Origin of the sequence: Rhodopseudomonas palustris HaA2 (assembly GCF_000013365.1) — a bacterium.
Lineage (GTDB): Bacteria > Pseudomonadota > Alphaproteobacteria > Rhizobiales > Xanthobacteraceae > Rhodopseudomonas > Rhodopseudomonas palustris_J.
In genome coordinates this window covers 4,563,717-4,586,798 of record NC_007778.1, presented here as the reverse complement: position 1 = coordinate 4,586,798, position 23,082 = coordinate 4,563,717, and the positions used below count along the sequence as shown (strand labels likewise).

Annotated in this window: 23 protein-coding genes; 19 read left to right on the top strand and 4 right to left on the bottom strand. The window is 66.2% G+C overall.

What is annotated here, in order from left to right; all coding sequences use genetic code 11:
• Nucleotides 1-135 precede the first annotated feature (135 nt).
• Genes hemC through RPB_RS20240 form a run of 3 tightly spaced genes read left to right on the top strand, consistent with a single transcriptional unit; the run spans nucleotide 136 to nucleotide 3,904 of the window.
• A complete protein-coding gene (hemC, locus tag RPB_RS20250) occupies nucleotides 136-1,116 on the top strand; it encodes a hydroxymethylbilane synthase (protein ID WP_011442895.1) in 981 nt (326 codons plus the stop codon).
• Nucleotides 1,117-1,124: 8 nt separating this feature from the next.
• Complete coding sequence (gene bchI, locus RPB_RS20245) at nucleotides 1,125-2,147, top strand: magnesium chelatase ATPase subunit I (protein WP_011442894.1); 1,023 nt, start codon at nucleotides 1,125-1,127, stop codon at nucleotides 2,145-2,147.
• A complete protein-coding gene (locus RPB_RS20240; RefSeq protein ID WP_011442893.1) occupies nucleotides 2,144-3,904 on the top strand; it encodes a magnesium chelatase subunit D in 1,761 nt (586 codons plus the stop codon). The genes bchI and RPB_RS20240 overlap by 4 nt, the downstream gene beginning before the upstream one ends.
• A gap of 6 nt (nucleotides 3,905-3,910) precedes the next feature.
• On the opposite strand, the gene RPB_RS20235 is transcribed toward RPB_RS20240, so the two are convergent.
• Nucleotides 3,911-4,642 carry a PilZ domain-containing protein gene (locus RPB_RS20235; protein ID WP_011442892.1) on the bottom strand — a complete coding sequence of 244 codons (732 nt, stop codon included), beginning with the start codon at nucleotides 4,640-4,642 and terminating at the stop codon, nucleotides 3,911-3,913.
• Between the two features lie 344 nt (nucleotides 4,643-4,986).
• Nucleotides 4,987-6,033 (bottom strand): uroporphyrinogen decarboxylase, encoded by a 1,047-nt coding sequence (hemE, locus tag RPB_RS20230; RefSeq protein WP_011442891.1) that lies wholly within the window; start codon nucleotides 6,031-6,033, stop codon nucleotides 4,987-4,989.
• Nucleotides 6,034-6,144: 111 nt separating this feature from the next.
• Between hemE and RPB_RS20225 the strand changes: the two genes are divergently transcribed.
• From RPB_RS20225 to RPB_RS24960, 7 genes are all read left to right on the top strand, one after another.
• Complete coding sequence (locus tag RPB_RS20225; RefSeq protein ID WP_011442890.1) at nucleotides 6,145-7,098, top strand: alpha/beta fold hydrolase; 954 nt, start codon at nucleotides 6,145-6,147, stop codon at nucleotides 7,096-7,098.
• A 9-nt stretch (nucleotides 7,099-7,107) separates the two neighbouring features.
• Nucleotides 7,108-7,998, top strand: coding sequence for an alpha/beta fold hydrolase BchO (bchO, locus tag RPB_RS20220; protein WP_011442889.1), 891 nt, complete (start codon nucleotides 7,108-7,110; stop codon nucleotides 7,996-7,998).
• 77 nt (nucleotides 7,999-8,075) lie between these two features.
• Nucleotides 8,076-9,611: a phytoene desaturase gene (locus tag RPB_RS20215; protein WP_011442888.1), complete on the top strand. Its 1,536-nt coding sequence runs from the start codon at nucleotides 8,076-8,078 to the stop codon at nucleotides 9,609-9,611.
• Nucleotides 9,608-10,657, top strand: coding sequence for a phytoene/squalene synthase family protein (locus RPB_RS20210; protein ID WP_011442887.1), 1,050 nt, complete (start codon nucleotides 9,608-9,610; stop codon nucleotides 10,655-10,657). The genes RPB_RS20215 and RPB_RS20210 overlap by 4 nt, the downstream gene beginning before the upstream one ends.
• A 238-nt stretch (nucleotides 10,658-10,895) precedes the next feature.
• Nucleotides 10,896-11,807 carry an oxygen-dependent coproporphyrinogen oxidase gene (gene hemF, locus RPB_RS20205; protein WP_011442886.1) on the top strand — a complete coding sequence of 304 codons (912 nt, stop codon included), beginning with the start codon at nucleotides 10,896-10,898 and terminating at the stop codon, nucleotides 11,805-11,807.
• A gap of 223 nt (nucleotides 11,808-12,030) precedes the next feature.
• Nucleotides 12,031-12,165, top strand: a complete 135-nt coding sequence (locus tag RPB_RS25200; protein WP_011442885.1) for a hypothetical protein — start codon at nucleotides 12,031-12,033, stop codon at nucleotides 12,163-12,165.
• Entirely contained in the window at nucleotides 12,162-12,314 is a 153-nt protein-coding gene (locus RPB_RS24960) for a hypothetical protein (protein ID WP_011442884.1), read from the top strand. The genes RPB_RS25200 and RPB_RS24960 overlap by 4 nt, the downstream gene beginning before the upstream one ends.
• A gap of 51 nt (nucleotides 12,315-12,365) precedes the next feature.
• Here RPB_RS24960 and RPB_RS20200 read toward each other — a convergent pair whose 3' ends face one another.
• The gene (locus tag RPB_RS20200) at nucleotides 12,366-13,319 is read right to left on the bottom strand and encodes a carotenoid 1,2-hydratase (protein WP_011442883.1); all 954 of its coding nucleotides are present in this window, start codon (nucleotides 13,317-13,319) and stop codon (nucleotides 12,366-12,368) included.
• Between the two features lie 45 nt (nucleotides 13,320-13,364).
• Entirely contained in the window at nucleotides 13,365-14,915 is a 1,551-nt protein-coding gene (crtD, locus tag RPB_RS20195; protein ID WP_011442882.1) for a 1-hydroxycarotenoid 3,4-desaturase CrtD, read from the bottom strand.
• Nucleotides 14,916-15,037: 122 nt separating this feature from the next.
• Here crtD and RPB_RS20190 point away from each other — a divergent pair, with 122 nt between their 5' ends.
• From RPB_RS20190 to pufA, 9 genes are all read left to right on the top strand, one after another.
• On the top strand, nucleotides 15,038-15,901 hold the full coding sequence (locus RPB_RS20190; RefSeq protein WP_011442881.1) for a polyprenyl synthetase family protein: 864 nt from the start codon (nucleotides 15,038-15,040) through the stop codon (nucleotides 15,899-15,901).
• Between the two features lie 60 nt (nucleotides 15,902-15,961).
• On the top strand, nucleotides 15,962-17,104 hold the full coding sequence (locus RPB_RS20185) for a methyltransferase (protein ID WP_011442880.1): 1,143 nt from the start codon (nucleotides 15,962-15,964) through the stop codon (nucleotides 17,102-17,104).
• A gap of 68 nt (nucleotides 17,105-17,172) precedes the next feature.
• Entirely contained in the window at nucleotides 17,173-18,111 is a 939-nt protein-coding gene (gene bchC / locus RPB_RS20180) for a chlorophyll synthesis pathway protein BchC (RefSeq protein ID WP_011442879.1), read from the top strand.
• Nucleotides 18,111-19,109: a chlorophyllide a reductase iron protein subunit X gene (locus RPB_RS20175; protein ID WP_011442878.1), complete on the top strand. Its 999-nt coding sequence runs from the start codon at nucleotides 18,111-18,113 to the stop codon at nucleotides 19,107-19,109. Before bchC ends, RPB_RS20175 begins: the two co-directional genes overlap by 1 nt.
• Before the next feature lie 25 nt (nucleotides 19,110-19,134).
• Nucleotides 19,135-20,736 carry a chlorophyllide a reductase subunit Y gene (bchY, locus tag RPB_RS20170; RefSeq protein ID WP_011442877.1) on the top strand — a complete coding sequence of 534 codons (1,602 nt, stop codon included), beginning with the start codon at nucleotides 19,135-19,137 and terminating at the stop codon, nucleotides 20,734-20,736.
• On the top strand, nucleotides 20,736-22,187 hold the full coding sequence (bchZ, locus tag RPB_RS20165; protein ID WP_011442876.1) for a chlorophyllide a reductase subunit Z: 1,452 nt from the start codon (nucleotides 20,736-20,738) through the stop codon (nucleotides 22,185-22,187). Before bchY ends, bchZ begins: the two co-directional genes overlap by 1 nt.
• Nucleotides 22,188-22,264: 77 nt before the next feature.
• Complete coding sequence (locus tag RPB_RS20160; RefSeq protein ID WP_011442875.1) at nucleotides 22,265-22,489, top strand: hypothetical protein; 225 nt, start codon at nucleotides 22,265-22,267, stop codon at nucleotides 22,487-22,489.
• Nucleotides 22,490-22,643: 154 nt separating this feature from the next.
• Nucleotides 22,644-22,841, top strand: coding sequence for a light-harvesting antenna LH1, beta subunit (gene pufB, locus RPB_RS20155; RefSeq protein WP_011442874.1), 198 nt, complete (start codon nucleotides 22,644-22,646; stop codon nucleotides 22,839-22,841).
• A gap of 12 nt (nucleotides 22,842-22,853) precedes the next feature.
• Nucleotides 22,854-23,033 carry a light-harvesting antenna LH1, alpha subunit gene (pufA, locus tag RPB_RS20150; protein WP_011442873.1) on the top strand — a complete coding sequence of 60 codons (180 nt, stop codon included), beginning with the start codon at nucleotides 22,854-22,856 and terminating at the stop codon, nucleotides 23,031-23,033.
• Nucleotides 23,034-23,082: the final 49 nt, after the last annotated feature.

The window sequence follows — 23,082 nt, the reverse complement described above, 5'->3', positions numbered from 1 at the left end:
GAAATCAACGACCATGGCACCCGGCCGGGGTCTGACGAAAAATCCGGTGGTCATCTGTTTGCAATCTGGTTCGGACTGGTATGGTTCGACCGTCAGTCGCCGCGGGCCCTTCGCGGTCGTCGAATGGAGCATGTGGTGAAAATTCCAGTCCGCATTGGGACGCGCAAGAGCGTGATGGCGCTTGCCCAGACCGAGGACATTGCCAACCAGTTGCGCGCAGCCGCGAGCGAACTCGATCCCGAGATCGTCAGGTTCGAAACCGTCGGCGACAGCGACCAGGTCAGCAAGCTGTTGCCGCACGGCGGCAAGGGCGGCGCTTTCGTCGCCGAGATCCGTGCCGCGATGCTGCGCGGCGAGCTGCATTGCGCGATGCACTCGCTGAAGGACATGCCCGCCAACGAGGAAACCCCCGGACTGATCGTCGCAGCCACGCTGGCGCGCGATCCGGCCAACGATTCGATGGTGTTGCGCAAGGGGCTGACGCTCGACGAACTGAAGGCGTCGCGCGGCAAGGGCTACACCATCGGCACCAATGCGGTGCGGCGCGCGGCCTATGCCAAGCGGCTGTTCCCCGAAGTCGAGGTGATTCATTTCCGCGGCGCGGCAGACACCCGCATCCGCAAGCTCGACAATCGCGAGAAGCAGCGGATGCCCGACGGCGGCGAGGTCGGCCCGGCCGATGCGCTGATCATGGCGCGCTCCGGGCTCGAGCGCGTCGGCTTCGTCGACCGCATCGTCCACGACTTCACGCCGCAGGAGATGTTGCCGGCCGCGGGGCAGGGCATCGTCGCGGTCGAGTGCCCGGTTCACGAGTGGCAGACCCGCAAATATCTGGCGCTGATCGACGATCCCAAGGCGCGGCTGTTCTGCGACGCCGAGCGCGAGGTGCTGTGGGTGCTGAACGGCCACTGCAATTCGCCGATGGCCGCCTATTCCACCATCAACGGCTCGGAGATGACGCTGAGCGCCTCGGTGCTCGACGAGGCGGGCGGATTGTTCATCGAGGCGACGCGCACCGGTCCGGCCAATCGGCCCCGCGAACTCGGTCGTACGGTCGGTCTTGATCTGCTGGACAAGGGCGCCGCCGCGATCATCGAAAAAACGCGGCCGGAGTGACTCATCCCATGGCGACCGTATTCCCGTTCTCAGCCATCGTCGGCCAGGAAGAGATGAAGCTCGCGCTGCTGATCGCGGCGATCGATCAGAAGGTCGGCGGCGTGCTGGCGTTCGGCGATCGCGGCGCCGGCAAATCGACCGCGGTGCGTGCGCTCGCGGCCTTGCTGCCGAAGATGAAGACCGTGGTCGGCTGCCGCTACAATTGCGATCCGGATCTGCCCCCGCGGTTCTGCGAGGAGTGCCAGGAGAAGGCCAAGCACGGCAAGATCAAGACCGCGCAGGTGCCGGTGCCGGTGGTCGATCTGCCGCTCGGCGCCACCGAGGACCGCGTCGTCGGCGCGCTCGATCTCGAACGCGCGCTGGCCAAGGGCGAGAAGGCGTTCGAGCCCGGCCTGCTGGCGCGGGCGCATCGCGGCTTCCTCTACATCGACGAAGCCAATCTGCTCGAAGATCATCTGGTCGATCTGCTGCTCGACGTCGCTGCCTCCGGCGAGAACGTGGTGGAGCGCGAAGGCCTCAGCATCCGCCATCCGGCGCGCTTCGTGCTGGTCGGCACCGGCAACCCGGAAGAGGGCGAGCTGCGTCCGCAATTGCTCGACCGGTTCGGCATGTCGGTCGAGGTCAAGACGCCCGACACGCTGCCGGAGCGGATCGAGGTGGTCCGCCGCCGCGATGCGTTCGAAAACGATTCTGCGGCCTTCCTCGAGCATTGGTCGAAGGAAGAAGCCAAGCTGCGCCGCAAGATCACCCAGGCCAAGGATCGGCTGCCCGATGTCAGCGTGCCCGACGCCGCGCTGGAGCGCGCCGCCAAATTGTGCATGGCGCTCGGCACCGACGGCCTGCGCGGCGAACTCACCTTGATGCGCGCGGCCCGTGCGCTCGCGGCCTTGGAACACGACAAGATCGTCACCGACGATCATCTGAAGCGGATCGCGCCGTCGGCGCTGCGGCATCGGCTGCGCCGCAATCCTCTGGACGACGCCGGATCGAGCGTTCGTGTCGATCGGGCGCTCGCTGAAATCTTCGGATGAGCATCTCGCCAGCATGGTCCGATGCGGTGACCGCGGCGCAGTTGTTCGCGGTGGATCCGGTCGGCACCGGCGGCGTGCTGCTGCGCTCGCGCGCCGGTCCGGTGCGCGACCGCTGGCTGGCGACGCTGCGCGCCGCGCTGCCCCCTGAGCAGCCCTATCGGAACTTGCCGCTGCACATCGCCGATGGCCGCCTGCTCGGCGGCCTCGATCTGTCCGCGACGCTGCTCGCCGGCCGCCCGGTCGCCGAGCGCGGATTGCTGGCGGAGGCCGATGGCGGCGTGCTGGTGGTGGCGATGGCCGAGCGGATGCAGTCCTCGACCAACGTGTATCTGACCGCCGCGATGGACGCGCAGGAGACCGCGGTCGAGCGCGACGGCCTGTCGCTGCGGATGCCGGCGCGGTTCGGCGTGGTGGCGCTCGACGAAGGCCTCGAGGACGAGTTCGCGCCGGCCGGCCTGCGCGACCGGCTCGGCTTCCATCTCGATCTCGATCAGTTCGCCTGGCGCGACACCGAGGATTTCCCGGTCCAGCTCGACGACATCATGGCGGCGCGTGCGCGCCTGTCCGCGATCAAGGTCGAGAGCGCGCAGATCGAGGCGATCTGCACGGCGGCCGCCGCGCTCGGCATCATCTCGCTGCGCGCGCCGCTGCTGGCGATCCGCGCGGCGCGGGCGAGTGCGGCGCTGTTCGATCGTGTCGTCATCGAGCAGGACGACCTCACGCTCGCCGCGCGTCTGGTGCTGGCGCCGCGCGCCACCGTGTTTCCGCAAGCCGATCAGCCCGACCAGGCCGAGCCGCCGCCGCCGGAGCCGCCGCCGGAGGACAATTCGGAAGAGAATAACGATCAGGAACAGCAGACGCCGGACATCGACAAGGCGCTCGACGAGGTGATCCTCGCCGCGGTGAAGGCCGCGATGCCGCCCGGCGTGCTCGAAGCGCTGCGCGCCTCCGCCGGCCGCGCCCGCGCACGTTCGGCGGGCAAGGCCGGCCAGTTGCAGAAGTCGAAGAAGCGCGGGCGTCCCACGGGCAGCGTGCGCGGCGAATTGCGCGACGGCTCCAAGCTCAACGTCATCGAGACGCTGCGCGCCGCCGCACCCTGGCAGCCGCTGCGCCGGCGCCAGGCCGCGGGCCGCTCCGGTAGCGCGCCGCGCATTCTGGTCGAGAAGGACGATTTCCGGATCGCGCGCTTCAAGCAGCGCACCGAGACCATCACCATCTTCGTGGTCGATGCTTCCGGCTCCGCGGCGCTACATCGGCTCGCCGAAGCCAAGGGCGCGGTCGAGTTGTTACTTGCGGATTGCTACGTGCGCCGCGATCAGGTGGCGATGATCGCGTTCCGCGGGAGCATCGCCGAGATCCTGCTGCCGCCGACGCGGTCGCTGGCGCGCGCCAAGCGCAGCCTCGCCGGCCTGCCCGGCGGCGGCGGCACGCCGCTCGCGGCCGGGCTCGACGCCGCCTTCATGCTGGCCGACTCGATCAAGCGCAAGGGCCAGACCCCGACCGTGATCGTGCTCACCGACGGCCGCGCCAACATCGCCCGCGACGGCGCGCCGGGCCGGCCGCAGGCCGAGGAAGACGCCAAGGCCTCGGCGCGGCAATTCCGCGTCGCCGGCATCAATGCGGTGGTGATCGACATGTCGCCGCGGCCGGGGCCGCAGGCCGAAGCCTTCGCCAAGGAAATGGACGCGCGCTATCTGCCGATGCCCTATGCGGACGCCAATGTGCTGGCGAAGGCGGTCACTGCGGCGACGGGCTGACCGACGTCAAGCGTCCAGGACGAAGGTCTGGTTGCCGTCGTCGTTCCGGGGCTTGGCATCGGTCCAGTTTGCCGACGCCTGTTCCGACGCGAGACGTTCGACGCGGGCTTCGGCCACGGAATTCCGTGCCGGCGGCCGGGCGATCCGCCATTCCAATTCGCTGCGGTTCTGCAGTTCGCTGAACTTCACCGCAAATCCATCGCTGCGGTGGCGGACGACGCGGCCGACGCAGCCGCCGACCGCCAGCGGTGTGCCGATCTCGGGCTGAACGTCGGCGGACACCGCGACGCCCGAAATCGACATGTCGATGACGAAGCAGGTGTGCACGCTGCCGTCGGCCATGATCAGGCTGGAATGCGGGCAGGCGGGGACGATCCGGGCCTGCTCCCTCGCATCGACGATCGCCGGGTCGTTCAGCTTCTTCTCCAGCCAGTTCAATTGGTTCGAGAGCCGCTCGCGCATCGCCCGGGTGACCGCGAGTTCGAGCAGGAACCCGCCCGGAACGGTGTCGCTGATATGGCCGTCGAGCTTGCCGAAATCGCTGAAATACGACGAGATCGCATCGCCGACGCGGCCGACGACCGGCACGTCGACGATCATCCGGAACGGCGAGACTCGGCTGGTCCGGCAGGCGAAGTTCCGCGGCTTGCCGTTCTGGTCGTACCAGTTCGCCAGCGAATAATTGCCACCGACAGCGATGTTCACGGCGCGTTGCTTGAGAAATGCCCGGACGGACACGGTTTGAACTCCTCCAGGTAGCCAGAGCGCTTACTAATCCCCGGAGCAATACGAAGGCCAGTCATTTCGACAATGGATTCCGCCGTGGTTATCGAACGATTATGCGGTGGCGCGATTGTCGAAATGCTTTGTTATCATGTTGAACTCGTCCGCACGCGCCTGCTCGCCTAACGAGCATTTATGCATCCATCGCGATCATTCAGGTGGAGTTGCTACCCCCGGTGATGCGCGGCGTGAACTCGGCGGCCGGAGCGCGTCATATCAACGACACTTGGCCCCGCTTCACGTCGGCACGAAAAAAGCCGGCGCTTGCGCACCGGCTTCGATCGTTGATACCGAAGATCTCAGCCTTTGTAGGCGCGGACCCGTTTCACCATCTGCTCGACATGCGCCACCGGCGCGTCCGGCGTGATGCCGTGGCCGAGATTGAAGATGTGGCGTCCGGCCGAGAAGTTCTTCAGCACGTCGTCGACGCCTTGATCGAGCGCCGAACCGCCGGCGATCAGCAGCAGCGGATCGAGGTTGCCCTGAACCGCGACCTTGCTCTGCACCCGTTCGCGGATCATGTTCGGCTCGGCCGTCCAGTCGATGCTCACGGCGTCGACGCCGGTGCGCGCGATGAAGTCCGGCAGCATCGCGCCGGCGCCGCGCGGGAAGCCGATGATCTTGGCGCCGGGGCTCACCTTGCGGACACCCTCGACGATGCGGCGGGTCGGCTCGATGCACCACTTCTCGAATTCGCGGGGCGGCAGGATGCCGCCCCAGGTGTCGAAGATCTGCAGCACGTCGGCGCCGGCCTCGAGCTGCTTCAACAGATACTGGATCGAACTCTCGACCAGCACGTCGATGATCCTGGCGAACGCGCCGGGGTGCTGATACGCCATCAGTCGCGCCGGGTGCTGATCCGACGTGCCCTGACCCGCGACCATGTAGGTCGCGACGGTGAACGGCGCGCCACAGAAGCCGATCAGCGTCGTCTCCGGGGCGAGCTCGCTGCGCACGATGCGCAGCGCTTCGAACACCGGCTCGAGCTTCGACAGGTCGATCGCGCCATTCAGCGTGCCGACCAGGTCCGGCGAATTCAACGGATCGAGCCGCGGGCCTTCGCCGACCTCGAAGCGCACCGCGCGTCCGAGCGCGTAAGGCACGACCAGAATATCCGAAAAGATGATCGCGGCGTCGAAGCCGAAGCGCCGGATCGGCTGCAACGTCACCTCGGCGGCGAGCTTGGCGTTGAAGCACAGATCGAGGAAGCTGCCGGCTTCGGCGCGGGTCGCGCGGTATTCCGGCAGGTAACGGCCGGCCTGCCGCATCATCCACATCGGGGGAGATGCCTGCCGATTTCCGGAAAGCACCTCAATGAACGGTTTCGTCACGAGTTTCTGTGTCAAGAGACATACCCATTGTTATACGACAAGCGTTCTTGACGGTCTGATACACTGCGCACACCGTCTTGGCCACGTCGAGATGCGGCCGGAGTGGCCGCGAACAGGAAATTCGAGATGAACGCAACCGCACCCACCCCCGGATCGACCGCGACGCGCAACGAAAACCCGAACCTTCCTGCACCGGTCTCCGGAGAGCGCCACGACATCGACAGCTTGGCCGGTCGGCTGACCTATTGGACCGCGTCGCCGGCGACACCGACGTCGGAGCCGCCGATGCTTCTCGTCCACAGCATCAATGCAGCGGGATCGGCCTACGAGATGAAACCGATCTACGAGCACTACGCCAGGAGCCGCCCGGTCTACGCGATCGAGTTGCCGGGCTTTGGTCATTCCTCGCGCGCCAAGCGTCAATACACAATTCGGATGATGACGGATGCGATCCATGCCGCCGTCGCCGAGATTCAGAAGATCCACGGCGACGCGCCGTTCGATGCGGTCGCGCTGTCGCTCGGCTGCGAGTTTCTCGGGCGCGCCGCCGACGAGACGCCGAAGGTTTTCCGCAGCGTGGCATTGGTCAGCCCGACCGGCTTCGATCGCCGGCAGGTGCGCTGGGTGAAGGGGTCGCGGGCGATCCCGTGGCTGTATGCGATCTTCGAAAACCCGCTGTGGGGCGAGGGAATCTTCGGCCTGCTGACGAAGAAATCGGTGATCGCCTGGTTCCTGCGCAAGACCTTCGGCTCGCCGAACATCGATCAGGGACTGCTCGACTACGACTATCTGACGACGCATCAGCCCGGCGCGCAGCACGCGCCTTATTACTTCGTCTCGGGCTATCTGTTCAGCCAGGACGTCCTGCGCATCTATCAGGACCTGAAGATGCCGGCGTGGCTGTCGCACGGCGTGCGCGGTGACTTCGTCGATTACGGCAACAAGAGCACGGTGGAAGGCCGGCCGAACTGGACCGTCACCGTGTTCCAGACCGGCGCGATGCCGCATTTCGAAATGCCCGACGAATTCCTGCGCACCTACGACGAATTCCTCGCCCGGGTCGCCAAGCAGCCGGCCTGAGGCGGGGCGATGAGCGAACTCGTCTGGAGCAGGGACGGCGCCGACTGGCCGCACCGGGACGCCAGCCGGTTCGTCGAGGCCGGCGGCTTTCGCTGGCACGTCCAGCAGATGGGGCCGGCGGATGCGCCGGCGCTGCTGCTGATCCACGGCACCGGCGCGGCCTCGCATTCCTGGCGCGGCCTGGCGCCGCTGCTGGCCGCGCATTTTCGCGTCGTCGTGCCGGATCTGCCGGGGCACGGCTTCACCCAGTCGCCGCGCGCGCATCGGCTGTCGCTGCCGGGCATGGCCGGCGACCTCGCCGCGCTGCTGCGGGTGCTCGGCGTGTCGCCGCAGATCGTGGTCGGGCACTCCGCAGGCGCCGCGATCGCCGCGCGGATGTGCCTCGACGGCAGCATCGCGCCGCGATTGCTGATCAGCCTCAACGGCGCGTTCCTGCCCTATGGTGGGCCGGCCGCGAACATCTTCTCGCCGCTGGCCAAGATGCTGGTGCTGAATCCCTTCGTCCCCAGCTTCTTCGCCTGGCAGGCCGGCAGCCGCGCCGCGGTCGAGCGGCTGATCGGCAATACCGGCTCGACGCTCGACCCGGTGGGAATCAGGCTCTACGGCAAACTGGTGGGCAATTCGGCCCATGTGGCCGCAGCGCTGCGCATGATGGCGAACTGGGATCTCGAACCGCTGCTGCGGGCGCTGCCCGGTCTGAAGCCGCAGCTCGTGCTGGTCGCCGCCGACGGCGATCGCGCGATTCCGCCCTCGGTTGCCCGTAAGGTCCAGGAAATTCAGCCGAAAGCGGTGATCGAGCGGATTCCGGGGCTGGGCCATCTGGCCCATGAAGAGCGTCCGGATCTGATCGCGGCGCTGATCGAGCGATATTCGCGTCCGGCCGGGCAAAATGTCGAATAGATCAAAGACAACGGTGTAAGGTTTACATTACACATTTGGACTGGTTCGGCTGTCAAATTTTCGTTACAGTGATGCCCATGCTCGATCCCGGTCTCAAACCCGCTCCCCGTCCTTCGAATGATCGCGCGCCGCATGCGGTGGTGATCGGCTCCGGCTTTGGCGGCTTGGCCGCTGCGGTCCGGCTCGGTGCCAAAGGGTACCGGGTCACCGTTCTTGAAAAGCTCGATGCGCCCGGCGGCCGCGCTTACGTCCACAAGCAGGACGGCTTCACCTTCGACGCCGGCCCGACCATCGTCACCGCGCCGTATCTGTTCGAGGAGCTGTGGACGCTGTGCGGCAAGCGGATGTCCGACGACGTCGTGCTGAAGCCGATGTCGCCGTTCTACCGCATCCGCTTCGACGACGGCACCTTCTTCGACTATTCGGACGACCGTAACGCGGTGCTGGACCAGATCGCGAAATTCTGCCCGGACGACGTCCCGGCCTATGACCGCTTCATGGCGGCGTCGCAGGCGATCTTCAAGGTCGGCTTCGAGCAGCTCGGCGACCAGGCGTTCAGCCGCTTCACCGACATGCTGAAGATCGCGCCGGACATGATCAAGCTGGAGAGCTATCGCAGCGTCTTCGGCATGGTCGCCAAGCACTTCAAGGACCCGAAGCTGCGCCAGGTGTTCAGCTTCCATCCGCTGCTGATCGGCGGCAATCCGTTCATGTCGAGTTCGGTGTACTGCCTGATCACCTATCTCGAAAAGCAGTGGGGCGTGCATTCGGCGATGGGCGGCACCGGCGCGCTGGTCTCCGGCCTCGTCAAGCTGATCGAAGGCCAGGGCAACACGATCCGCTATCAGCAGGACGTCCGCCGCATCGTGGTCGAGAACGGCGCCGCCCGCGGCGTCGAGCTCGCCGACGGCGAGGTGATCAAGGCCGATATCGTGGTGTCGAACGCCGATTCGGCCTCGACCTATCGCTACCTGCTGGCGCCGGAGACGCGCAAGCGCTGGACCGACGCCAAGATCGAGCGCTCGCGCTATTCGATGAGCCTGTTCGTCTGGTACTTCGGCACCAAGCGGCGCTACGACGACGTCAAGCACCACACCATCCTGCTCGGGCCGCGCTACAAAGAGCTGATCACCGACATTTTCTCCCGCAAGATCGTCGCCGACGATTTCAGCCTGTATCTGCACCGCCCGACCGCGACCGATCCGTCGCTGGCGCCGCCCGGCTGCGATACGTTCTACGTGCTGTCGCCGGTGCCGAATCTGCTCGGCGACATCGACTGGACCACCAAGGCCGAGAACTATCGCGCATCGATTGCGAAGATGCTCGGCGCCACCGTGCTGCCCGATCTCGAGAATCAGGTGGTGAGTTCGAAGCTCACCACGCCGCTGGATTTCCGCGACCGGCTGTCCTCGTTCCGCGGCGCCGCATTCGGCCTCGAGCCGGTGCTGTGGCAGAGCGCCTGGTTCAGGCCGCACAACCAGAGCGAAGACGTCAAGAATTTGTATCTCGTCGGTGCCGGAACCCATCCCGGCGCCGGTCTGCCCGGGGTGCTGTCCTCGGCGCGTGTGCTCGATTCCCTGGTCCCCGAGGCCGACAGTCTGGTGACGTCATGACCGTACATTCCGATATGCTGGCCTGCCGCGAGATGATCAAGGAAGGCTCTCGCACCTTCCACGCCGCCTCGATGGTGCTGCCGCGCCGGATCAGCGATCCGGCGATCGCGCTGTACGCGTTCTGCCGCGTCGCCGACGATGCCGTCGATCTCGGCCTCGATCGCACCGCTGCGGTCGAAGTGCTGAAGGACCGGCTCGATCGCGCCTGCCGCGGCCTGCCGCGGCCGTATCCGTCGGACCGCGCTTTCGCCGACGTGATCGCGCGGTTCTCGATTCCGCCGGCGATTCCCGAGGCGCTGATCGAAGGCCTCGAATGGGACTCGCAGGGCCGCCGCTTCGAGACGCTGTCGGATCTCTACGGCTATGCGGCGCGCGTCGCCGGCACCGTGGGGGTGATGATGACCCTGGTGATGGGGCAGCGCCGGCCGGACATCGTCGCGCGCGCCTGCGATCTCGGCTGCGCGATGCAGCTCACCAACATCGCCCGCGATATCGGCGAGGACGCCCGCAACGGCCGCATCTACATGCCGCTGTCGTGGATGCGCGAGGCCGGGCTCGATCCCGAGACCTGGCTCAAGGACCCGAAATTCACGCCGGAGATCGCCGGCATCGTCAAGCGGCTGATCGACACCGCGGATGCGCTGTACGATCGCGCCACGCTCGGCATCGCCAATCTGCCGCGCTCCTGCCGCCCCGGCATCTTCGCGGCGCGCGCGCTCTACGCCGAGATCGGCCGCGAGGTCGAACGCTCCGGGCTCGATTCGGTGTCGTCGCGCGCCGTGGTCTCGACCGGGCGCAAGCTCGCGGTGCTGGCGCGGATGCTGGCGTTCCAGGAAACCGAATGGGCGCCGGCGAAATATCTGCCGACCCGGTTCGGCGACATGGAAGAGACTCGCTTCCTGATCGACGCCGTGATCGCCCATCCGGTCCGCGACGTGCCGCCGGCCCCGCGCGTCAAGCCGATCGAGCAGAAAGTCGCCTGGCTGGTCGACCTGTTCACGAGGCTGGAACGCCGTGACCAGATGCTGCAGCGCAGCCGGGTGTAGTTCGGTCCAATCTCTGCACTAACTTCGTCATGCCCGGGCTTGTCCCAGGCATCCATGAACGGCGCTCGCGCCGTGCCCGGACCCGTGGATGACCGGGACGAAGCTCGGCCATGACGTCGGTGAAAATGTGTGACGGTGCGCTAAAGGCAGCGTCTCAACCGCCACCCATTTGCAAAAACTCTCGAAGACGCCACACTGGCGTGATACCGATGCTGACCTTGCGCAACGGATCACGGCCATGACCATCGACACCGACCTCGACCGCACGCCCGCTGTTTCCGATGACCCGGTGGAAGCCCGACGGACGCAGGCACGCGCCTGGTTCGAGGGCCTGCGCGATCGGATCTGCGCCGAGATCGAAACGCTGGAACGCGAGGCGCCGGCCGCATTGTTTCCCGGCGAGCCCGCGACCTTCAGCTACAAGCCGTGGCAGCGCAAAACCGGCGCCGGCGGCGGCGTCGGCGGTTTCCTCTCGGGCGGCCGGCTGTTCGAGAAGATCGGCATCCACACCTCGTCGGCCAACGGCACGCTGACGCCGGAGATGGCGAAGAATCTGCCCGGCGACGGCGTCACGCGCGACTACGTCTCGACCAGCATCAGCCTGATCATGCATCCGCGCAGTCCGCGGGTCCCCACCGTGCACATGAACACCCGGTTCCTGTCGACGTCGCAGGGCTGGTTCGGCGGCGGCGCCGATCTGACGCCGATGCTGCCCGAGCAGCGCAGCCAGGACGCCGAGGACGCGGTGATGTTCCACGCCGCCATGAAGGCCGCCTGCGACGCCCACGATCCGGCTTACTACGCGAAATTCAAGCCCTGGGCCGACACTTACTTCTTCCTGCCGCATCGCGGCACCGCGCGCGGCGTCGGCGGCATCTTCTACGATCACCTGAACAGCGGCGATTTCGAGCGCGACTTTGCCTTCACCCGCGACGTCGGCGCGGCATTGCTCGAGATCTATCCGAGGATCGTGCGCAAGCGCATGGTCGAGCCGTGGACCGAGCAGGAGCGGGCGCAGCAACTCGCCTGCCGCGGGCTCTATGTCGAGTTCAACCTGTTGTACGACAAGGGCACGATGTTCGGCCTGCAGACCGGCGGCAACACCGAGACCATCATGAGCTCGATGCCGCCGCTGGTGAGCTGGAGCTGAGGCGTACGTCAAGGCAGAATTGGCTTGAGACGACTGTGGGCGTCATCCTGAGGTGCTCGCCCGAAAGGGCGAGCCTCGAAGGATGCGCGACACGCGCGGCCCATCCTTCGAGGCTCGCTGCGCTCGCACCTCAGGATGACGTTCGGCATGGCGCACGAGAATACATTACAGTTTGAATTCGAGGTCTAACTTGTTTTCAACCGTCGCATCGCGGGAGACGGCAATGGAAGACTATTACGGATTGATCGAGCTTGTCGTCGTGTTCGCCTGCCTGATCGCCGGCTGGCTGATCCTCGAACGCCAGGGCAAACGCCTCGACCGCGCCCGCGCCGAGCGCGACAAGGAGAAAGCGCCATGACCAGCGACAGCGCCTTCAACTATTTCGAAATCCTGATGCTCGGCATGTTTGCCGCGAGCTGGCTGGTGCTGGAATGGCAAGGCAAGCGGCTGGACCGGAAGCGGGAAGAGGAGAAGGCGAAGCTCACGAAATTTCCCGAGGGGCACTGAATCCGTCATGGCCGGGCTCCGTCCCGGCCATCCACGAGAACGCGCAGCCCCTCACTTCCGCCGCGGCATCCGGAACGGCAGCATCGCCTGCACCACCGGCATCTTGAAGCGATCCAGCGACAGGCTTTCGTGCATCAGCGTCACGCGTTCGCCGAGCAGCGTGGTGGCGACCATCGAGCGGGCGTAGAACGGCGAGTCTTCCAGCGTTCGGATCACGCGCGCGTCGGTCTCGCTGCGGGCGCTGCGGCTGACTTGCCAGCCGGAGCGCGGCAGCGGCAGCAGCGGTGGCGGGGTGAAGCGCTCCATGTTGCCTTGCGCGTCGAAGGTGATCGCCAGATCGACCCGGCTGCCGTCGCGGCGCTCGGCTTCGTACAGGATCGCGGTCTTGTCGCGCAGCGCGCCGCGGGCCCATTCCCAATGCGTGAAGCCGGTCTCGATCGGCGCATCGCCGGCGTTGCAGTCGAGATAGGCCTCGCCCTGCCACGACAGCTTGGGCTGCTCCAGCGTCACCTCGATTCGCGAGCGCGGCGCGATCGGCCACCAGCGGTGGTTGCCGTCCGTGTTGAGCACGAAGTTGTTCTTCGTCACGAACTGCGGGATGACGCGGACGCGGCCCTTGATCCGGCCGGGGATCGGCGCGCGCACTTCGTTGATGTTGATGGTCAGCGCACGGCGGTCCCAGGCGAGGTCGCTCGGCCCGATCAGCAGCGAATGCAGATTGCGCGCGACCCGGCCGCGCGAGCGCTCGGTCATGGTCCAGCGCTTGCCGGCGCTGTGATACAGCGCGACATTGAGCGCGCAATGGTTCAACGGATCGGCCGGCGCGTCGCGCCGCGCGAATTTGTAGTAGGGCGAGAACACGCTGCCGATGAAGGCGATGATGGTGAGGCCTTCGCTGCCGTCGTCGCTGATCGCGTCGACATACCACCAGGCATAGCCGTTGGGCGGAACGTCGAGGTTGAATCCGGCGCGGCGTTCGTCGGTCTCGTTGGGCCAGGCAATCATCGATTCGTGTGCTTTGTACTTGCGCGGTGAGTGTCGCGCGTCGGTTCAGGTGGCGGCCGGCCGCAGCATCGGCTTCAAGCCCTGCAGCTCGGCCTCGAGGTCGGCCACGAGGCTCGCCGCGGCGGCGCGCCCGGACAGGCCGGCCATCGGCACGCCGGGGCCGGGATGGGTGCTGCCGCCGGCGAGATACAGGCCGGGGATTTTCGTCCGTGCGCCGGGGCGCTCGAACGAGGCGGTCCAGCCGTGCGAGGCGCGGCCGTACAGCGCCCCGCCGGTCGCCGGAAACAGCCGGTTGAAATCGGCGGGCGTGGTCACCGTGGTTTTGTCAGGCTGAAGCCGGATGCGCAACCCGCAGCGTTCCAGCACGTCGAACGTGCGCTCCGCGCAACGCGCGATCTCGGCCTCATCGAACGGTTTGCGATCGCCGACAGGCGGCGCGTTGATCAGCACCAGCAGTTCTTCCTCGCCGCCATCGCCGAGCCGCGCGTCGTCGTCGATTCGGTCCTGACCGCAGACATAGACGGTCGGCTCGCTCGGCACTTCGCCGCGCTGGAAGATATCGTTGAATTCGCGCGCGTAGTCGCGGGAGAAGAACACCGAATGCCGGCTGAGCGGAAAACCCTCGGTCTTCGCCACCATACTCCAGGTCATCGCCGACAGCGACCGCAGCTTCGGCGCCAGCGGCGGCACGGCGCGTTGCACCTGGTCGCCGAACAGGCCGCCGGGCAGGGCGCCGACATCGGCGTTGACGATCACCGATTGCGCTTCGATGCGTTCGCCGCTGGCGAGAATCACCCCGGCGGCGCGGCCGCCCGAGACCATGATCTCGCGCACCTCCTGATCGTAGCGAATGCTGGCGCCTTGCGACGCCGCGCAATCGGCCAGCGCGCGCGCCAGCGCATGCATGCCGCCCTCGATGATCCAGACGCCCTGCTGCTCGACATGCGCGACCAGCATCAGCGTCGCCGGCGCCTGGAACGGCGAGGATCCGCAATAAGTCGAATAGCGCCCGAACAATTGCCGCAGGCGTGGATCGCGGAAGTAGTCGCCGAGCGCGTTCCACATCGTGGTGAACGGGCGGATCTTGCGCAACTCCAGCAGCCCGCCGAGGCCGTTGGCGGTGGCGAGGCTGGGCAGGCTCGGCGCGGTGGCGCGCAGGAACGGTTGTTCTAGGATCTGATAGATCCGCCGGCTGTCGGCGCAGAATTGTCGGTAGCGCTTCGCCTCGGCCGGGCCGGCGAACACGCCGATCGCATCCGCCGAGCGCGCCTCGTCGGCGAACAGATCGAGTCGCGTGGCCTCGTTCCAGGCATGGCGCGCCAGCACCGACAGCGGCCGCAGCCGGACGTGATCGGCGAAGTTCAGCTTGGCCGCGGCGAACAATTCCTCGAACACCCAGCGCATGGTGAAGACGGTGGGGCCGCTGTCGATCCGCGCCGCGCCGATGCCGACCTCGCGGATCTTGCCGCCCGGCGTCGCGGCGCGCTCGACCACGGTCACGTCGAGGCCGCGCGCCGACAGGGCGAGAGCGGAGGTCAGTCCGGCCACGCCGGCACCGATCACCACCACGCGATTCTTTGCGGTCTGATCCCTCAAGTCCGACTCCCGCTTCGCCTTAAGTGTCATTGCGCCATGTCATTGACACGTGTCCATAATAATTTACAGTCGCGTATGACAAGTCAAATTGACACTTGCTGCGCCTAGAGCGGGAGTCGGCCATGGATGTCACCAATCGGATCGAGCGTGCCCTCACCGAGGCGCTCAGCCAGGCGGATCTGGCAGGATGCCCGCCCCGACTGGCGGCGGCAATGCGAAGCGCGGTGTTCCCGCGCGGTGCCCGCGTTCGGCCCCGACTTTGTCACAGCGTTGCCGCAGCCTGTGGCGATGACAATCCGGCCACCGAAGCCGCCGGCGCAGCCCTCGAATTGATGCATTGCGCCTCGCTGGTGCACGATGATCTGCCCTGTTTCGACGGCGCCGATATCCGCCGCGGCCGTCCCTCGGTGCACAAGGCGTTCGGCGAGCCGCTCGCGGTGCTGACCGGCGACGCGCTGATCGTGCTGGCGTTCCAGACCATCGCCCGCGTCAATTGCGCGCCGGACCGCTTGCTGAAGCTCACCCAGGTCATCGGCAGCGCCGTCGGCGTGCCGCTCGGCATCGTCGCCGGGCAGGCGTGGGAATGCGAATCCGAAATCAATCTCGCCCATTATCACCGCTCCAAGACCGGTGCATTGTTCGTCGCCGCGACCGCGGCCGGGGCGGCCTCGGCCGGTGCCGATCCCGAGCCGTGGCGGATGGTCGGCGAGAAGATCGGCGAGGCCTATCAGGTCGCCGACGATCTGCGCGATGCCGCCGCCGATGAAGACGAGATCGGCAAGCCGGTCGGCCAGGACGTCGCCCATGATCGCCCGAGCGCGGTGCGCGAGATGGGCATCGACGGCGCGGTGTACCATCTGAAGTCGCTGGTGCGCGGCGCGGTCGAAGCGATGCCACCGTGCTCCAACGGCAACGAGCTGCGCTCGCTGATCATGTCGGAAGCCACCCGGCTGGTGCCGGCGAAGCTCGCGCAATCCGCGGCGTAATGGCGTGATAAAGCCTTCCCCCGGCGTGGCCTCGGCGGCCGGCCGGTGGTAGCAGGAACGATGAACTCCTTGAGTCTGCGTGACCGGCTGCTCGGCTGGCGCGATTCAGTCTTGTCGAACCCGCGGTTTCAGCGCTTCGCCGCGGTGTTTCCGCTGATGCGGCCTGTTGCGCGCCGCCGCGCCGCCGCGATGTTCGACCTCGTCGCCGGCTTCGTCTATTCCCAGATCCTGCTCGCCTGCGTGCAGTTGCGGCTGTTCGACCTGATCGCCGAACGGCCTGCCACCGTCGACGAATTGTCGGTGCGATGCGAGCTGCCGCGCGAATCGATGCAGATGCTGCTCGATGCGGCGATCGCGCTGAAGCTGGTGCAGCCGCGCAGCGAAGGCCGCTATGGCCTCGGCCAGCTCGGCGCCGAACTGTGCGGCAATCGCGGCGTGCTGGCGATGGTCGAGCATCACGCGATGCTGTATCGCGACCTCGCCGATCCGGTGGCGCTGCTGCGCGGCCCGCGCGGCGGCGGAGAACTCGCTGCTTACTGGGCCTATGTCCGCGGCGAGCGGCCGGCCGAGCTCGGTGCGGAGCACGTCGCGTCCTACACCGCGCTGATGGCCGCGTCGCAGCCGATGATCGCGCGCGAAGTGCTGCACGTGTTCTCGTTCGGCGCTCATCGTTGCCTGCTCGACGTCGGCGGCGGCGACGGCTCGTTCCTGTCGGCAGTCGCCGCGCAGACCCCGGAGCTGCGCTGCATCCTGTTCGATCTTCCGGCCGTGGCCGCCAAGGCGGCCGACCGCTTCCGTACCAATGGCCTGGCCGAGCGCGCGACCGCGATCGGCGGCAGTTTCCGGACCGACCCGCTGCCCGAAGGCGCCGATATCGTCTCGCTGGTGCGAGTCATCCACGACCATGACGACGAGGTCGTCGCCGCGCTGTTGCGAGCGGTCCACAGCGCCCTTCCCGAGCGGGGGACACTGCTGATCGCCGAGCCGATCGCCGGCCTGTCGCGTACCGCGTCGATCTCGGACGGCTATTTTGCCTTTTATTTGAGGGCAATGGGAACCGGTAAAGCCAGGACCTTCGAACATCTCCGATCGCTGCTGGAGGCCGCCGGATTCGCTGAGATCAAGCTCCACCTGGTTCCGATGCCACTGGTCGCCTCCGTAATTACCGCAACCAAGACCTCCAAATGTGTTAATCTGGCTTGACACTGACGTCCGTCAGTTTAGCATGACACTCGGCGGCCGGTCTCTGCCGCCGAGATTTGGAGTGAGCGATGGACACCATCGCGGTCGTACTCAAGCAGCCACAACACGTCGAACTCAGTCGCCTGGCCCTCACGGCCCCGACTGCGGATGACGTTGTCGTTGATGTTGCCTGGAGCGGGGTCAGCACCGGTACCGAGCGGCTGTTGTGGTCCGGCCGGATGCCGGCGTTCCCCGGAATGGGGTACCCGCTGGTGCCGGGATATGAGTCGGTGGGCGAAGTGGTCGAGGCCGGATCGGCGACCGATCTGCAGCCCGGCCAGATGGTCTTCGTACCCGGCGCAAAGTGTTTCGGCGAAGTCCGCGGTCTGTTCGGAGCCTCCGCATCGCGGCTGGTCGTGCCGGCCAAACGCGTCGTGCCGCTGGATCAGCAACTCGGCGAGCGCGGTATCCTGATAGCTCTTGCTGCCACCGCCTATCACGCGATTGCCGCGCGCCATGCGACGCCGCCGGACTGCATCGTCGGTCACGGCGTGCTCGGCCGCCTGCTGGCGCGGATTTCGATCGCGCTCGGCAATCCGCCGCCGGTGGTGTGGGAGAAGAACCCGATCCGCAGCGGCGGCGCCGTTGGCTACGAAGTGATCGACCCCGAGGCCGACCAGCGTCGCGACTACAAAAGCATCTACGACGTCAGCGGCGATCCGAAGCTGCTCGATTCTTTGATCTGCCGCATCGCGTCGACCGGCGAGATCGTGCTCGCTGGCTTCTACAGCGAGCCGCTGTCGTTCGCGTTCCCGCCGGCCTTCATGCGCGAAGCCCGGATCCGGATCGCAGCGGAATGGCAACCGGCGGACATCGGCGCCACCAAGGCGCTGATCGATTCCGGCAAGCTCTCGCTCGACGGACTGATTACGCATCATCAGGAAGCGGCTTCCGCACCTGATGCCTATCGCATCGCCTTCGAAGATCCCGCCTGCCTCAAGATGGTTCTGAACTGGAGATTGAGCTGATGAACGTCGTTCCGCAGATCAACCTGCAAGACGCGCAACTCCGGGCCGAGGCGGCAATCGAGCCCGACGCGCCGCTGACGACTCCCGTGACCAAGGAAACCCAGATCATCGCGATCTACGGCAAGGGCGGTATCGGCAAGAGCTTCACGCTCTCCAACCTGTCCTACATGATGGCGCAGCAGGGCAAGAAAGTGCTGCTGATCGGCTGCGATCCGAAGAGCGATACGACATCGCTGCTGTTCGGCGGCAAGGCCTGTCCGACCATCATCGAGACGTCTTCGAAGAAGAAGCTTGCCGGCGAGGAAGTGCAGATCGGCGACGTCTGCTTCAAGCGCGACGGCGTGTTCGCGATGGAGCTCGGCGGCCCGGAAGTCGGCCGCGGTTGTGGCGGCCGTGGCATCATTCACGGCTTCGAGACGCTCGAAAAGCTCGGCTTCCACGAATGGGGCTTCGACTACGTGCTGCTCGATTTCCTCGGCGACGTGGTGTGCGGCGGCTTCGGCCTGCCGATCGCCCGCGACATGTGCCAGAAGGTGATCATCGTCGGCTCCAACGATCTGCAGTCGCTGTACGTCGCCAACAACGTCTGCTCCGCGGTTGAATATTTCCGCAAGCTCGGCGGCAATGTCGGCGTCGCCGGTCTGGTGATCAACAAAGATGACGGCACCGGCGAGGCGCAGGCCTTCGCCGAAGCGGCCGGCATTCCGGTGCTGGCGGCGATTCCCGCCGATGACGACATCCGCAGGAAGAGCGCCAATTACGAAATCATCGGCCTGCCGGACGGGGAGTGGGGTCCGCTGTTCGCGGAGCTGGCCGCCAACGTCGCCACCGCGCCGCCGGTACGTCCGAAGCCGCTCACCCAGGACGGGCTGCTCGGCCTGTTCTCCAGTGACGTGACCGGCCGCGATGTCGTGCTGCTGCCCGCCACCATGGAAGACATGTGCGGCGCCGCGGTGCTGAACAAGCCGTCGCTCGAAGTGATCTACGACGCGGTTTGAAGCACAGCGTGTCCGGGAGTTCGTCATGAACGTTATGCCCCGCTATTCCGGTCCGATCGGCGAATCGATCGTCAGCGATCCTGCTGATCTCGATGTCGCGTCGGAGTCCGACGGCGCAACGCCCGCGATCAATGCGGCGGCGACCAAGGCCGACGGCCTCGGCTGCCACGCCGGCGCCGCCGAAATGAAGGCGGCCGCCGAAGCCGCGGGCAAGAGCGAGATTCTCGATCGCTACGCCGCGGACTATCCGAAGGGGCCGCACGACCAGCCGCAGAGCATGTGCCCGGCGTTCGGCTCGCTGCGCGTCGGCCTGCGGATGCGGCGCACCGCGACGATCCTGTCCGGCTCGGCCTGCTGCGTCTACGGCTTGACCTTCGTGTCGCATTTCTACGGCGCGCGTCGCACGGTCGGCTACGTGCCGTTCAATTCGGAGACGCTGGTCACCGGCAAGCTGTTCGAGGACATCCGCGACGCAGTGTTCAAGCTCGCCGATCCCGAACATTACGACACCATCATCATCACCAATCTGTGCGTGCCGACCGCCTCGGGCGTGCCGCTCGATCTACTGCCGAACGAGATCAACGGCGTGCGCATCATCGGCATCGACGTGCCGGGCTTCGGCGTGCCGACCCATGCCGAGGCCAAGGACGTGCTGGCCGGGGCGATGCTGGAATACGCCCGCAAGGAAGCCGAACAGGGCCCGGTGCAGGCGCCGCGCGGCGGTCGCAGCGAGCGCCCCACGGTGACGCTGCTCGGCGAGATGTTCCCGGCCGATCCGGTTGGTATCAACATGATGCTGGAGCCGCTCGGCCTCGCGGCCGGGCCGGTGGTGCCGACCCGCGAATGGCGCGAGCTGTATGCGGCGCTCGACTGCCAGGTCGTCGCCGCGATCCATCCGTTCTACAAGGCCTGCGTCCGCCAGTTCGATCTCGCCGGCCGCAAGACCGTCGGCTCCGCGCCGGTCGGTCATGACGGCACCGAGACCTGGCTGGAAGCGATCGGCACCGCCTGCAACGTCTCGCGCGACAAGATCGACGCCGCCAAGAATCGTTTTCTGCCGGCCATCAAGGCGGCGCTCGCTGCCAAGCCGATCGATGCGCGGATCACGGTGTCCGGCTATGAGGGCTCCGAGCTTCTGGTGGCGCGCCTGCTGATCGAAAGCGGCGCGCGCGTGCCTTATGTCGGCACCGCGGTGCCGCGCACGCCATGGTCCGACCTCGATCGCGAATGGCTCGAGGCCAAGGGCGTGCGGGTGCAGTACCGCGCCTCGCTGGAGCAGGACTTCGCGGCGGTCGACGAATTCAAGCCGGATCTGGCGATCGGCACCACGCCCGTGGTGCAGAAGGCCAAGACCATGGCGATCCCGGCGCTGTACTTCACCAATCTGATCTCGGCGCGGCCGCTGTTCGGCGTCGCCGGTGCCGGTTCGCTGGCGCAGGTGATCAACGCGGCGCTCGCCAACCAGGCGCGCTTCGACGAAATGAAAGAGTTCTTCGGCGACGTCGGGCAGGGTTATGCGGCCGGCGTCTGGGAAGATACGCCGAAGGACAACCCGGCGTTCCGCGAGAAATACAGGAAGCAGATCGAAGCCGCAGCCAAGAAGCGCAAGGCGGAGGAGATGATCTGATGCTTGTCCTCGACCATGATCGCGCCGGCGGCTATTGGGGCGCCGTCTATGCCTTCACCGCGGTGAAGGGCCTGCAGGTGATCATCGACGGCCCGGTCGGCTGTGAAAACCTGCCGGTGACCTCGGTGCTGCACTACACCGACGCGCTGCCGCCGCACGAACTGCCGATCGTCGTGACCGGCCTCGGCGAAGAAGAGCTCGGCAAGCTCGGCACCGAAGGCGCCATGAAGCGCGCGCATCGCACGCTCGACCCGTTCATGCCCGCGGTCGTGGTGACCGGTTCGATCGCCGAGATGATCGGCGGCGGCGTGACGCCCGAAGGCACCGGCATCAAGCGCTTCCTGCCGCGCACCATCGACGAAGACCAGTGGCAGAGCGCCGATCGCGCGATCTCTTGGCTGTGGAAAGAATACGGCCCGAAGAAGATTCCGGAGCGCAAGCCGCTGTCGCCGGACGTCAAGCCGCGGGTCAACATCATCGGCCCGATCTACGGCACGTTCAACATGCCGTCCGATCTCGCGGAAATCCGCCGCCTGATCGAGGGCATCGGCGCCGAAGTCAACATGGTGTTTCCGCTCGGGACGCATCTGTCCGATATCCCGAAGCTGGTGAACGCCGACGTCAACGTCTGCATGTATCGCGAGTTCGGCCGGCTGCTGTGCGAAACCTTGGAGCGGCCGTATCTCCAGGCGCCGATCGGACTGCATTCGACGACGCGCTTCCTGCGCAAGCTCGGCGAACTCACCGGTCTCGATCCGGAGCCGTTCATCGAGCGCGAGAAGAACACCACGATCAAGCCGTTGTGGGACCTTTGGCGCTCGGTGACGCAGGACTTCTTCGGCACCGCCAGCTTCGCGATCGTCGCGACCGACACGTACGCCCGCGGTGTGCGGCATTTCCTCGAAGAGGAAATGGGCCTGCCGTGCGCCTTCGCGATGTCGCGCCGGGCCGGCGTCAAGCCGGACAACGACGCGGTGCGGACCGCGATCCGGCAGACCCCGCCGTTGATCATGTTCGGAAGCTACAACGAAAGAATGTACCTCGCCGAATCCGGCTCACGCGCGATCTACATCCCGGCGTCGTTTCCCGGCGCGGTGATCCGCCGCCATCTCGGCACGCCCTTCATGGGATACTCCGGCGCGACCTATCTGGTGCAGGAGGTCTGCAACGCGCTGTTCGACGCGCTGTTCAACATCCTGCCGCTCGGCAGTGATCTCGATCGGGTCGATCCGACCCCGGCGCGCCGTCACGAAGAGCTGCTCTGGAGTGACGAGGCCAAGGCGCTGCTCGACGAGGTTCTCGAAGCTCATCCGGTGCTGGTGCGAATTTCCGCGGCGAAGCGCTTGCGCGACGCAGCCGAGAATAGCGCGCGCCGCGCCGGCCAGGAGCGTGTGACCGAAGAATTCGTCACGAAAGCGCGTGCAGCGCTGATGGACGGGCAGACTGTGTAACGATGATTTGAGCTAGAACAATGCGCATCACAATGTCGCGACCAAATATGCGCAATCCAAGACTGAGGAGATGAACGATGTCCGACTACGTCCACACCGGCAGTCGCTCGAGGTTGCTCCAGGATAACGCCGCGATCGAGTGCCGGCTGATGTTCGGCGGCTGCTACGTCTTGTTCCTGATCCGCGCGATCGTGACGCGAGCGATGCCGTGGCGCAAGAAGTCGGGTCAGCATCAATCGGTGTTCGGTGAAGCCCACAACGCGGCGAGCGTGATGGTCACCTCGTCGTTCATGGGCATGTAATTCGAATTTCGTCCGGCTTGCCGGACGGAACACTGCCGTCTCGGAAACGAAACGGTAACTCGCTGTCGTTTCGGAAACGATACGGCAATCGTTGGCCGCCCGCGATCTTGGGCGGCGTGTCGGCCGATAAGGCCATCACTAGGAGGTGTACCAAATGAGTGACGGTTCCATCTCGGGACTTTCCGAAGCGGAAGCCAAGGAATTCCACTCGATCTTCGTGACGAGCTTCTTCCTTTTCATCGTCGTCGCTGTGGTTGCTCACATCCTCGCCTGGATGTGGCGTCCGTGGCTGCCGAAAGCCACCGGCTATGCGATGGACAGCGTTCATCAACTGACTTCGGTCCTGTGCTAAGGGGAGACTACTATGTGGCGAATTTGGCTTCTGTTTGATCCGCGTCGCGCGCTGGTCCTGCTGTTCGTGTTCCTGTTCGGCCTGGCCATCATCATCCACTTCATCCTGCTGAGCACCAGCCGCTTCAACTGGCTGGATGGCCCGAAGAAGACGGCTGAGATCTCTCAGACCTACACCAGCATGCCCGTCTAACGGCGTGATGAACTGCTTACCGGAACGGACGGGAAACGGACCCACCTGC

Excerpts from the sequence above, each read along its gene's own strand:
- bchI (WP_011442894.1), top strand. The coding sequence starts at position 1,125 with ATGGCGACCGTATTCCCGTTCTCAGCCATCGTCGGCCAGGAAGAGATG.
- RPB_RS20240 (WP_011442893.1), top strand. The coding sequence starts at position 2,144 with ATGAGCATCTCGCCAGCATGGTCCGATGCGGTGACCGCGGCGCAGTTG.
- RPB_RS20225 (WP_011442890.1), top strand. The coding sequence starts at position 6,145 with ATGAACGCAACCGCACCCACCCCCGGATCGACCGCGACGCGCAACGAA.
- bchO (WP_011442889.1), top strand. The coding sequence starts at position 7,108 with ATGAGCGAACTCGTCTGGAGCAGGGACGGCGCCGACTGGCCGCACCGG.
- RPB_RS20215 (WP_011442888.1), top strand. The coding sequence starts at position 8,076 with ATGCTCGATCCCGGTCTCAAACCCGCTCCCCGTCCTTCGAATGATCGC.
- RPB_RS20210 (WP_011442887.1), top strand. The coding sequence starts at position 9,608 with ATGACCGTACATTCCGATATGCTGGCCTGCCGCGAGATGATCAAGGAA.
- hemF (WP_011442886.1), top strand. The coding sequence starts at position 10,896 with ATGACCATCGACACCGACCTCGACCGCACGCCCGCTGTTTCCGATGAC.
- RPB_RS25200 (WP_011442885.1), top strand. The coding sequence starts at position 12,031 with ATGGAAGACTATTACGGATTGATCGAGCTTGTCGTCGTGTTCGCCTGC.
- RPB_RS24960 (WP_011442884.1), top strand. The coding sequence starts at position 12,162 with ATGACCAGCGACAGCGCCTTCAACTATTTCGAAATCCTGATGCTCGGC.
- RPB_RS20200 (WP_011442883.1), bottom strand. The coding sequence starts at position 13,319 with ATGATTGCCTGGCCCAACGAGACCGACGAACGCCGCGCCGGATTCAAC.
- RPB_RS20190 (WP_011442881.1), top strand. The coding sequence starts at position 15,038 with ATGGATGTCACCAATCGGATCGAGCGTGCCCTCACCGAGGCGCTCAGC.
- RPB_RS20185 (WP_011442880.1), top strand. The coding sequence starts at position 15,962 with ATGAACTCCTTGAGTCTGCGTGACCGGCTGCTCGGCTGGCGCGATTCA.
- bchC (WP_011442879.1), top strand. The coding sequence starts at position 17,173 with ATGGACACCATCGCGGTCGTACTCAAGCAGCCACAACACGTCGAACTC.
- RPB_RS20175 (WP_011442878.1), top strand. The coding sequence starts at position 18,111 with ATGAACGTCGTTCCGCAGATCAACCTGCAAGACGCGCAACTCCGGGCC.
- bchY (WP_011442877.1), top strand. The coding sequence starts at position 19,135 with ATGAACGTTATGCCCCGCTATTCCGGTCCGATCGGCGAATCGATCGTC.
- bchZ (WP_011442876.1), top strand. The coding sequence starts at position 20,736 with ATGCTTGTCCTCGACCATGATCGCGCCGGCGGCTATTGGGGCGCCGTC.
- RPB_RS20160 (WP_011442875.1), top strand. The coding sequence starts at position 22,265 with ATGTCCGACTACGTCCACACCGGCAGTCGCTCGAGGTTGCTCCAGGAT.
- pufB (WP_011442874.1), top strand. The coding sequence starts at position 22,644 with ATGAGTGACGGTTCCATCTCGGGACTTTCCGAAGCGGAAGCCAAGGAA.
- pufA (WP_011442873.1), top strand. The coding sequence starts at position 22,854 with ATGTGGCGAATTTGGCTTCTGTTTGATCCGCGTCGCGCGCTGGTCCTG.